This is a genomic window from Flavobacterium gelidicaeli, assembly GCF_013294005.1.
Lineage (GTDB): Bacteria > Bacteroidota > Bacteroidia > Flavobacteriales > Flavobacteriaceae > Flavobacterium.
This window is the reverse complement of sequence record NZ_JABSNK010000005.1, coordinates 384,627-396,655: the sequence shown is the minus strand read 5'-3', so window position 1 is coordinate 396,655 and position 12,029 is coordinate 384,627. Positions and strand designations below refer to the sequence as shown.

The 12,029-nt window shown below is 32.7% G+C and carries 6 protein-coding genes, 2 tRNA genes and 1 rRNA gene; 4 read left to right on the top strand and 5 right to left on the bottom strand.

All coding sequences use genetic code 11. The annotated features are described in order from the left end of the window. Nucleotides 1–286 precede the first annotated feature (286 nt). The 3 genes from rrf to HNP99_RS10420 all read left to right on the top strand — a co-directional run bounded on the left by rrf (nt 287) and on the right by HNP99_RS10420 (nt 630). Nucleotides 287–396, top strand: a 5S ribosomal RNA gene (gene rrf / locus HNP99_RS10430). Nucleotides 397–464: 68 nt separating this feature from the next. Beyond that, nucleotides 465–537, top strand: a tRNA-Phe gene (locus tag HNP99_RS10425). A 7-nt stretch (nt 538–544) separates the two neighbouring features. Then, nucleotides 545–630 (top strand) — tRNA-Leu (locus HNP99_RS10420). Between the two features lie 111 nt (nt 631–741). On the opposite strand, the gene HNP99_RS17700 is transcribed toward HNP99_RS10420, so the two are convergent. The 3 genes from HNP99_RS17700 to HNP99_RS10405 form a co-directional block, all read right to left on the bottom strand. After that, nucleotides 742–948, bottom strand: coding sequence for a transposase (locus HNP99_RS17700; protein WP_254596848.1), 207 nt, complete (start codon nt 946–948; stop codon nt 742–744). Nucleotides 949–2,105: 1,157 nt separating this feature from the next. After that, complete coding sequence (locus tag HNP99_RS10410) at nt 2,106–2,504, bottom strand: response regulator (protein WP_173853315.1); 399 nt, start codon at nt 2,502–2,504, stop codon at nt 2,106–2,108. 5 nt (nt 2,505–2,509) lie between these two features. Next, nucleotides 2,510–4,219 (bottom strand): sensor histidine kinase, encoded by a 1,710-nt coding sequence (locus HNP99_RS10405; RefSeq protein ID WP_173853314.1) that lies wholly within the window; start codon nt 4,217–4,219, stop codon nt 2,510–2,512. Nucleotides 4,220–4,386: 167 nt separating this feature from the next. On the opposite strand from HNP99_RS10405, the gene typA reads away from it, so the two are divergent. Beyond that, nucleotides 4,387–6,183 carry a translational GTPase TypA gene (gene typA / locus HNP99_RS10400; protein ID WP_173853313.1) on the top strand — a complete coding sequence of 599 codons (1,797 nt, stop codon included), beginning with the start codon at nt 4,387–4,389 and terminating at the stop codon, nt 6,181–6,183. 281 nt (nt 6,184–6,464) lie between these two features. On the opposite strand, the gene HNP99_RS10395 is transcribed toward typA, so the two are convergent. After that, on the bottom strand, nt 6,465–10,988 hold the full coding sequence (locus HNP99_RS10395) for a T9SS type B sorting domain-containing protein (RefSeq protein WP_173853312.1): 4,524 nt from the start codon (nt 10,986–10,988) through the stop codon (nt 6,465–6,467). 268 nt (nt 10,989–11,256) lie between these two features. Further along, nucleotides 11,257–12,027, bottom strand: coding sequence for a TerC family protein (locus tag HNP99_RS10390; protein ID WP_173853311.1), 771 nt, complete (start codon nt 12,025–12,027; stop codon nt 11,257–11,259). Nucleotides 12,028–12,029 lie beyond the last annotated feature (2 nt).

The following is a 12,029-nucleotide window of genomic DNA, read 5'->3' as shown; positions in this document are numbered from 1 at the left end:
GATGACCACGTTGATAGGCTATAGATGTAAAGGCAGTAATGTCATAGTCGAGTAGTACTAATAATCCGTAAGCTTATGTACACCCTTTCCAGTGCGCTAAGGCGCACTGGGGAAACTTTCTCCCTTCGACTTCGCTCAGTGCAAGTCAAGATTAATACTTTTTTCTTTATCTCAGTATGTTAAGATATTATTAGTTAATTAGTGATTAGGCAAAGTCTAAAACTACTTACTAAATTAGATGCTAGCTAATGCCTTATGGCTAATTGCTAGTCCCTAAGCAAGACCTTAAGGTGGTTATTGCGGCGGGGCTCACCTCTTCCCATCCCGAACAGAGTAGTTAAGCCCGCCTGCGCAGATGGTACTGCAGTTATGTGGGAGAGTATGTCGTCGCCTTTCTTTTTAATAAAGATAGCATATTGATATTCTATTTTATTAGATAATAATTTTACTTTAGTAAAATTAATGGTACCTTAGCTCAGATGGTAGAGCAATGGACTGAAAATCCATGTGTCCCTGGTTCGATCCCTGGAGGTACCACTATAATGCTCGGATGGTGAAATTGGTAGACACGCTGGACTTAAAATCCAGTGAACAGCAATGTTCGTGCGGGTTCAAGTCCCGCTCTGAGTACAGTAAGCTTCATTTAGTTAATTCTAAATGGAGCTTTTTCTTTGATCAATAATATAATTTGAGGATTATAGAATCAAGCGCAAAAGTTGGATCAAGAACAAAAGTTGGGGATTAGGCAAATAATTTAGTTAATCTAAAGAGAAAGAAATCCACTTTTCCTACTCCTCTAAATTGATTTCTGAATGCTTTTATTTTAGCATTAAAAGATTCTGCCGAAGCATTTGTGCTACGGTTATCGAAGTGGCTTAGTGTTGAATTATAATTGACCGTTATTGTATTAAGTATGATATTGAAGTTTTCAAAGCCCGATTCTACCATTTTTCTATACTAGTGTGCTAATTTCAAAATAGCGATATTTTACCATTATTATTGTTGTAGATAATTCGTAATTGCTGTGATAAAGTATATACTTTTTTAGGTCAGGATACAATTCGAATAATAGCAGCTTTCTCTCTTTTTGGTTGTTCCTCCATTTGTCGCGGGATTTATAAAGTAAGTAGCGACTTCGGACTAATAATTGTTTTGCATTAGCTCCATTATTTAAAAGTTGGGAAGTATATGTTTTGTTTTCTGATTTAGCTTGTGCTATCGCCTGATTTTCTCTGTCCTTTGCTTCCCATTGCTTCCCATTGGTACTTGATTCTAATTTCTTGAAAAGCTTTAAACTAGTTTTTGTACATGGAAACGATCTGTTAACTGTATAGCCTTTGAAAATATTTTTTAGCTATCAACTTCATAGAATTAGCCATATCTAATGTAATTTCTATAACTGTTTGCCTTTTTTTAAAGTAAATTTTACTCAGGTGTTTAATTACTTGTTATGTATTAGTGCCAGCAACAATTGATACTATGGAAAATTTTTTCATTTAGCGTTTTTATTAGTGACAATACTTTGAAGTTATCCTTGAGATAAGACTACTTCATCTGTAGCCAAATGAGTTCCTGTATTTTCGGGGTAAATAATCCATTGATGTGCATGCTCCCTAGGTTCCCAAGCGCTAAAAGGACTAAGATGCTTTTTTATATTGTCTTTGAATCTTTTTTACCATCAACACCAAATAAAACTCCAATTACATGACAATTAATGAGTGTTTTATCAATTAATTTTTTTAAAAAAAAGTGTCAAATTCTTGCGTCATACAAATTCCTTATGCTACAATATTTCAATCAAGATTGTATAATCTATTGAGGTTCTTTGTTATCGAAATTCTATTACTTTACCATCAATTGAATATGATAGTCTTATTTTGATTAATGTCTTAATAAGATTTAATTGCGTGAGAGATAGTAAAGGCATCCTTTTATTTTGTCCCGATAGCTATTGGTATTACATAAAAGATATAATTGTTAGCTCGACCTTTTTGGGTCACGCCATATTTTTTATAAATAGTTATTATGTTGTAATTAATTTTATTAAAAAGTGTTTAATATTGTTCAAAAGAAGCTATACGGTTAAAAGTTAATTCAAGTTTTTTTTATACTTTCTTAATTAAATAGTTTAACATGGATAGATTAATTGGTTTTGGTAAAAAATCAATTACCATTGGATATTTTTTTGCTTTTTCTAAGTCTTCGGGGTCAATTGTTGAAGATAATACTACGACTTTTATAGTATGAAATGTTTCATAATATGGAGTGCTGAAACTTTCTAAAAATTCCCATCCACCCATTACGGGCATATTTAAATCTAAAAATATTAATTGAGGAATATCGTCTAGGTTATGATTGTTTCTTAATTCGTTAAATAGTGACAATGCTTCTTGTCCGTTTTTAGCAGTAATGATAGTTTTAGAAAATGATGCACGAGCGATTACTTTTTCACATAACATTAGTGTTATAGGGTCGTCATCAATAAAGAGGATTTTGTCTAGCATTTAGATTATAATTTAAATGTTATAACAAAGGTGGTTCCCTTGTTGACTTGACTTTCTATTGTTATATTGCCTCCCATTGCTTCAACTTGAGATTTAACCAAATACAGTCCTAACCCTTTACTTTCAGGATGATCGTGAAACCTTTGGTATAAACCAAATATTTTTTCTTTATTTCTTATTAAATCAATTCCGATACCGTTGTCTTTAAATGTTAATATCACATTGTTGTCAATCCGATGCGATGTCATTGATATTTCTAAGGTTTTGTCTGGCGATCGATATTTTATTGAATTTGTTAATAAATTGAGAAGAATGCTTTCAATGTAAGATTTATTTATTAATAAGTTAGGAGCTTTATTGAAATCCGTGTTTATTAAGGGTTTGTACTTTTCAATTTGAAAAGTTATTTGGTTGGATACATTTTGAAATACTTCATTCAATGATACAGATTCTTTTTGAATTGAGGGGCTATCTTTAATGACCATTATTTTTGTAAGATCGTTTATTGTGTCGTTTAAAAGATGCGTTGATTTATCGAGTCCATTAAGGATTTCCTTAAGTTCGGTGTCTTGAATTTCTATGTCATCTACTAAATTAAGAAGTCCAATTAAATTGGATAATGGTGCTCTTAAGTTGTGAGAGGTTATATATGAGAATTGTTTTAAATCTTTATTTGTTTGGGTAAGTTCTCTTATTAAGTGTTCTTTTTCTCTTTCTTGTCTTTTTTCTTCGGTTACGTCTCTTTGTATAGAAACCCAATGTGAAACTTCATTTTCATAACTATGAATTGGGATCATTGTAAAACGAAGCCAAAAGGATTCTTTGTTTTTTTTATAACAAAGAATTTCAAGTACATTTTCTTCTCTTTTTTTGATCGAAGAGATGATTTTTTTTATGATTTTTGGATCGGTGTTTTCGCCATTAAAAATATCTGGTGATTGGCCTATTATATTCTGAGATTCATATCCCGTCATTTTTGTGAAGGCTGGATTTACATAGACAATCTTTGGGAGTTGGTTGCTGTTGAAGTCGGCTTCAGTGATTACAATAGAATCCTTTGTTTGTAAAATAACAGTTTCGAGTAATCTAAGCCTAAGTTCTTCTTCTTTTTGTTTTGTGATATCTTGTATTGCACTTATCATCCTAACAGGTTTGCCTTTTTGATCTTTCAATATGAATCCCCTATCTAGAACGTATTTATAAGTATTATCAGCGCATTTGAAACGGTATTCATCTTGCCATTTATCTGTTTTTTCTTCTAAGAAAGAGTACAATTTAATAGACATTTTTATGCTATCCTCAGGGTGGATATTATCAAACCACCATTTGGATGTTTTACCAACTTGATTTTCATTATAACCAAATATTGTTTCAAGCCCTTTGCTCCATATTAGATTGTCATCTTGTATTTTCCAATCTCTTATGGTGTCACTTGTTGCTTTGGCTACAATGTCATATTTTTCTTTCGATTCTTTTATTTCTTCGTTTATTTTTTGAAGTCTATTGTAATAAGAGCCATTTCGCCCATCATTTTTAGACAAAACAAATCGTAAGGAAATAGCTGTAAAGAAAACCAAAAAAATATCTTTGGTAAAATTATATAATTGATAATTGCTACTGTATAAGTATCTTAGTGATATTTTATGAAAAACTATAGCAGCAAACATCGCGATGAGGAGGTATATTAGTGCTATTTGGTTAGATTTGTTTTTCATTACTCAAATGTAATTAAATATTATCAATAATAAAATATGCTTTAATTTTTATTTGCATAGTGTTTTTAGGATTAAATGTTCCTAATTAGTTAAGTGTATGTAAAGTATTGGATAAATATTTGTTTTATCAAAATAAAGTGTACCTTTGCACTCATTAAAAATCACAGATGGAATCTATTAGAAATATTGCAATTATTGCCCACGTCGATCACGGTAAAACAACTTTGGTTGATAAAATCATGTATCACTGTCAGTTATTTCGTGACAACGAAAACACAGGTGACTTAATCCTTGATAATAACGACTTAGAGCGTGAAAGAGGTATTACTATTACTTCAAAGAATGTTTCGGTTCAGTATAAAGGAACAAAAATCAACATTATCGATACTCCTGGTCACGCCGATTTCGGTGGTGAGGTAGAACGTGTATTGAATATGGCTGATGGTGTTTGTTTACTGGTAGATGCTTTTGAAGGGCCAATGCCACAAACGCGTTTTGTATTACAGAAAGCGATTGACTTAGGGCTAAAGCCATGTGTTGTAATCAATAAAGTTGATAAAGAAAACTGTACTCCTGAAGAAGTTCATGAAAAAGTTTTTGACTTAATGTTTGAATTAGGTGCTGAAGAATGGCAGTTGGATTTCCCAACAGTTTATGGTTCAGCTAAAAATAACTGGATGTCTGACCATTGGGAAAACGTAACTGATAATGTGGAAGCATTATTAGATATGGTAATCGAAAATGTACCAGCTCCTAAAGTTTCTGAAGGAACTCCACAAATGTTAATTACATCTTTAGATTTTTCAGCTTTTACAGGTCGTATAGCTATTGGACGTCTTGAAAGAGGAGTATTGAAAGAAGGAATGCCTATCTCATTAGTCAAAAGAGATGGTACAATATCTAAATCACGTATCAAGGAACTACATACTTTTGAAGGTCTTGGTCGTAAAAAAGTAACTGAAGTAATTGCTGGAGATATTTGTGCAATCATTGGTGTTGAAGGTTTTGAAATTGGTGATACAATCGCTGATGCTGAAAATCCAGAAGGATTAAAATCTATCGCTATTGATGAGCCAACAATGAGTATGTTGTTTACAATTAACGATTCTCCTTTCTTTGGAAAAGAGGGTAAATTTGTAACTTCTCGTCATATTCGTGAAAGATTAACAAAAGAATTAGAGAAAAATTTAGCCATGAAAATGGGTGAAACAGACTCTGCTGATAAATTCATGGTTTTCGGTCGTGGTGTACTTCACTTGTCTGTTCTTATTGAAACAATGAGAAGAGAAGGGTATGAGTTACAAATCGGTCAACCACAAGTTATCATTAAAGAAATTGATGGTAAAAAATGTGAGCCAATTGAAGAATTGACAATCGATTTACCAGAAACACTTTCTGGAAGAGCGGTAGAATTTGTTACTATGCGTAAAGGTGAAATGTTAAGCATGGAAACTAAAGGAGAACGTATGATTGTGAAATTTAATATTCCATCTCGTGGAATTATTGGATTGCGTAATCAACTTCTTACTGCAACAGCTGGTGAGGCCATTATGGCACACCGTTTTATTGGATATGAGCCTTACAAAGGAGAAATTGCTGGACGTAACAAAGGTTCATTAATTTCTATGGAAAAAGGAAAAGCAATTCCTTACTCTATTGATAAATTACAAGATCGTGGTAAGTTTTTTGTTGAACCAAATACTGAAATTTACGAAGGTCAGGTAATTGGAGAAAATTCACGTGCAGATGATATGTGTGTAAACGTAACAAAAGAGAAAAAACAATCTAACGTTCGTTCTTCAGGAAATGATGAGAAAGCAAGAATTATTCCTCCAATCATTTTCTCTTTAGAAGAAGCATTAGAATATATTCAAAAAGATGAGTATGTAGAGGTTACTCCAAAATCTATTCGTTTGAGAAAAATCTATTTGACTGAAACTGATAGAAAAAGATTTAAAATCTAATACTATCACAAGTATATCAAAAAAGCCATTTCGTAAGAAATGGCTTTTTTTGTTTAATATAATAGCATTAAAGTTTTTAAATTAGTTTTTATTTTTTAGTGTATTTGAATTTAAAAGTAGTCAAGCAACATTAGTGATTTTAGTACTTTTTTTAGAATATTCTAATTGTGAGTTGATGGTTTTCTTGACTTATTATATATTTTCATGGCAGTTTTAATGATGGACCTGGTTTGAATTTTAGTGCGATCTGATTTTCATTCGGATTGTGCCCAAAATAACAGCTATCTCTTTAGACTAAAATGTCCTTTTACTTCTCTGTTGTCTTCGAGTTTTATGGTGTACCAATAATCATCAGATTGCAATGGTTTTCCGTTAAACGTGCCATTCCAACCTGAACTATTAGGATTTAATTCCTTCAGTAGTTTACCATATCGATCAAAAATATAAATGATGGACTTTGAATTCAAAGTGTTGTTAACACCTTTTAAATTCCAATAATCGTTATAACCATCCCCGTTTGGAGTAAAAAACTTAGGTACTCCTATAACTGCAACTGTTTTTTGAACGAGCCCGCATCCGTTTTGATCATTTATAAAAACGTCATGAATTCCTGCAGCAATGTTCTCAAATATATTTGATGTTTGAAATGGCCCTGTGTTTTCGTCCAAGCTGTATTCATAATTTCCTGTTCCAGAAACTGTGATGGTAATAGTGTTAGAGTCATTAAGGTCTACGATATCGATCATTTCAATAAGAGCAATATCTGATGCTGTTACATTAATTTTTCTTGTTCTACTACATCCTGAAGTATTTGTTACTATTACAGTATACATGCCTATCGCGTTAACATTTAATGTATATGCAGTACTTCCGTTTATAATTTGATCGTCTTTTAGCCAAATATAAGTGTAGTTTGACGTAGGTGAACCTTCTAATAGTCCTGCGTTTAATTGTACAAAGTAGTCAGGAAGATTAGTGCATACTAACTTGTCCTCACTATGATCTTCATTTGTATTTATAGCAGGCTTAGTATTTACTGTAAGTTTTACGTGTGGACCAAGACCATAGCAGGCATTATCTAATGTGTTTTCTACGCGAACCCAAATTTCTTGATAAAATGGAGAAGCTGTGTTTCTAAAATTGGCTGTATTTGATATTTCGTTAATTTCCGATAATGCGTCAGTTTCAGTCTCGTAATATTTTATGGCGTATACTGAACCTGAAGAAGGTAGCAAAGCGATTATGTCAGTGGTTGCTGAGCTAAAGTCAAAGGTAGTTATTCCATCGGTATCACTTTGAATAACATCAATGTAGTCGTCACAAGTTTCAAATGAGCGACTAAAAGTGGATGGTATTTGTGTAGATGAAACAACTAAATTCAACTGTGATACACTAAAGCAACCATTTGCATTTTCTATCCTCGCCCAAATAGTAGAATTGTTGCTTCTATAGCTGACAGGATTGTTTATTTGTACAGAAGCGTCATTTGTATTAGCACCATTGAAAGTGGTGAAATAAGTAAAGGTTTCATTCGAATAATTAGCTAAAATAAAACTGTTTTTTTTGGTAATATTAAAAATAGAGAAGCCATCTAAGTCATCATCACATTGTTTTAATTCAATTGGTGTAGCTACCACTGGCAATGAATAAACAGTTAGCGTTGCTGAATTGGAAAGTAGTCCGCATGTATTACCTATTTTAGTTAAAAGAACCCTGTAGTTATAACCATTCATGCTAGTAGTAATGCTGTTTATAGTTATTTTATTTGTAGTTGCACCAGAATAAGTTGTATTGTTTGATATGTCATTCCAGATCATTCCATCAATAGATACCTGCCATTGGTATGCGTTTACTGCATTTGTTTGAACTGAAAATGAAGTTGTTTGCAATTCACATTGTGCTTGATTTTGTGGTTGGTTAGTAATAACAATTGGTGCAGCAATGAGGTAGTTGTTGTTTGGTGCGGTATAGCCATTTGTTCCACTAGTTACAATTCCCGCTGAATTTACGGTAACTGGATTGTTCCCTAATATTCCATCGTTATTATTGTCTGTAAATCCAGCTTCTATGACATCTAGACATAAATCATTATCACTGTCTAATTCAATATAATTTGGTCGGCCATCTGTGTCTGTGTCACGAAGGGAATAGTTTATAACGCCAGAGTCGATAGCAGTTTCTACTGAAGAAGAAAGTCCATTATTTCCAAAAGTATTTTTGGCACCGTCTATATAACCATCATTGTTAACGTCTATTGCGCTACTTCCGGATTCGTAAGCATCATATATTCCGTCGTTGTCACTGTCTAAGTCTAAATAATCTGGAACACCACCAATGGTTACATCTCCATCGGTATCTATTGGAGTTAAACCTGAGCCAAAAGCATCACTAAGTCCGTCTTTGTTTACATCAATAGCAGTATATGCAATAACCATTGCTCCTTGAGCCTCTATAGTATCAGGAATGCCATCATTGTCACTATCTAGATCTAGTTGGTCGGGAATTCCGTCTTGATCGCTATCTTTAGGTACACAGACAGCAAAAAACTTTAAAGAAGATTTACTTGGACTGTCATCTGATAGGTTTTTATGAGTGAAGCGGATAGTACTTGTAAGGTGAGATAAAAATTTAAAATCTCCAGTTCCTGCAGCTAATGATGTAGCGCTTTTTAATCTAAAATGAATTTCAAATGAAGAGAATTCAGTTATTCCGCTTTCATAAATCCCATCATAATTAGTATCGATTAATAATTGATCCGTCGGGTTTAAAACGGTAATTGTTTTGTCTACATCTGAATTTATTATGTATTCCGCATTTGCGTTTAGCAGGTCTGCTGCATTGGCAGTTGTTATGTATTCCATTCCTAAACTTATAGGTGTTGCAAATGTCATTAGATATGACACATAATTACTTTTTCCAGCAGGAACATCTGATATAAAGCTCCCATCACTATTTCCTGTGAAAGGAGTTGTACTTGTTGTAGTAGCATTTAATTGTGATCCAGTAAAGTTATTGGAATAAGTACCTATTGAAATCGTACCCGAATTTAAATTGGAGAGGTTTATGTCTTGATTTCCATACGATTCGGTACAATTTGTAATACCATCGTTATCGGTATCAATGTCAATATTGTCATTCACCAAATCGTTATCAATATTGGTAGGGCAATAGCTTACCGGTATTTTATCTGAAAAGAGAGGAACGGTACTTGGACAATTAGTAATGCTGCCTTTTACTTGATAATAACCGGGAGTTGTAGGACGATAGGAATTGGTAGTTTCGCCAGGTATTTTTACGTCATTTACATACCACTGAAAAGCATCATATGAGGATAATGTATTGATTTTTAATATTACGTTAGGTATGCAAGTGGAACTAGAAACGGCTATTTTATCCATTACAATTTCAGGTTTAGTATCAAAACCGGAGTAGTAGCCACCGTAAGTTGCGGCTCCATTTGTTCCATAATAAGAAACATAAACTTGTCTAGTAGATTTTACAGCAATATTTCCAGAAAGCGTATTTACAGAATATCTAACAAAATTAGGGTTTCCAGTGATAGCAACTGGAGAAGAACTTATAGGGATATTGTTAATTAATACGCTAGCCCCTGTCTCAGTAACAATATTTAAACCACCGCTATAAGTGATGCTTCCTATTGATTGTATTTGAGGTATATTATCTACCGTATTTGGAGTAGAACAATTTAATGGTGGTACAAAAAATAGGTTTTGATTTGCTGGTTCATCGGATCCAGATGTGGATTGGTAGGCAAAAACATTTTCAGATGTCGTGACGTATAAATTTCCATTGACAAAGTTACTTCCATCAATATCGATGTAATCTCCGGAATTTATAAGGGTACTGTAAGGTGAAGAGTTTCCATTTATATAGATAAGTGTATTGGGTTTATGTGCAATCAATAAAACGCGCTCTAGTTCAGGACTAATTGAAGCAATATTTCCTTTTACGAAAATGTATTCCTTCCCTGTTTTTTCTACAGGAACAATTTGGTCAAAACCTACATCTCTTCCTGTAGGAAACAAAACACCATTAGTTTGCAAGTATTGAACTGTGCTATTGCTTCCGCAAAAAGACCCTGAGTTAACTACCACTGCTTTATCAGACATTACCAAGGCCCCAATCATTTTAGAACTATTTGACTGAATGGCATAATCGGTGTTTTCTAGGGCGAGAATATAGCTTTCATTTTTATTTAAGCTAATATTTATTGGACCATTAATAATTGTTCCGTCAGAAAGAATTGTACCAATAGGAATATTAGAAATGGTTATGTTTGTACCGTTTTCAGTGGACAAAATAGATGCGAAATTTAACACCGTAAAATCATACATTGGGTTAAGCATGGCTCCAAGTCTAAACTCTTTACCTAAAGCGCTATTCCCTTTTGAGACTAAACCTCCAGCATGATTATAAGTACCATCAGAATTTCGGCTAGAACTCACTCGTACGCTTACGTAAACTAAATCTTCGGCTTCGATTACGTAACCTTTATTAATTACCTTTTGAATACTTGTTTTAGGGGTAAAAAGTTGTGTTGAATTCCCATTACCAACATAATAAATATAAGGATTGTTTTTATTTACAACATTAGAAATAATGTTTCCACCGTTTTCAATGATTTTGAAATTAACATCTGTAGTATTAGGTGTTGAAATATAAATATATTGATCTTCAGCCATGCTTGTTTGTGCGGTCAAAGGTGGGATATAATGCGTTTTACTAAATTGTGCAAAACAACTTATAGATAAAAAAGTAAATAAGATCAATAAAGTTTTTTTCATTTGTTAAAAATAGAAAAAAAAAGATTGCGTTTGTAATGAAAAACGCATTTTTATCTAGCTTTTGATCGTTATATATCTAAATAATTTAAGATAATTGAAGTGGATTTTGAACTTGGAAGTTTTTTAAACGTAATTCGAATTTATTAATTTTCAGAATCTGAGTTTCCTAAAATGTATAAAGTCCAATCAATTGATATGATTGGACTTTATATGACTTAATAAAACAGGTATTATAATTTTTTTTTAAACATAGTGATACCTTAATAAATTACTTCTTTTTTGTAGCTTTCATATTTAAGACTTCAACTAATAGTGAAAAAGAGATGGCAAAATATAAATATCCTTTAGGGACTGCCGTTACGTGACTACCAAAAATTACTGCATTAGCTAAATGTGCACTTTCAGTGATCAACATGAATCCGATAAGGATTAAGAATGAAAGTCCAAGAATTTGTATTGAAGGATGTGTATTAACAAAATTACCTACAGGTACTGCAAACTGCATCATAATAAAAACTGAAATAACCACGGCAGTTATCATAATGTATATCGCACCATCAACACCATTTGTCATTCCTACTGCAGTTAATATACTGTCAAATGAAAAAACTAAATCAATCAAAATTATCTGCAAGATTACGCTGCTAAATGTTTTTGTAGCTGCTTTACCTAATTCTTTTTCTTCATGCCCTTTTTCATCTACTTTTTCTCTAATCTCATTAGTGCTTTTGTAGATTAAGAATAAGCCACCTAATAAAAGAATAATACTTTGTCCAGAAACTTGTGCGCTTATCCAGCTAAAATTTAAAGTAAACCACGGTTCTTCTAATGAAATTAAATAGGAAATACCTAATAGCAAACCTATTCTCATGAACATTGCTAAAAACATGCCCAACTTTGTTGCTTTTTTGCGATCTTCAGCAGGCAATTTTCCTGTGGCAATGGAGATAAAAATAATATTATCAATACCCAATACGATTTCTAAAAAAATCAATGTTATTAAAGCAATCCAAGCATCGGGGTTTAAGAATACTTCCATTT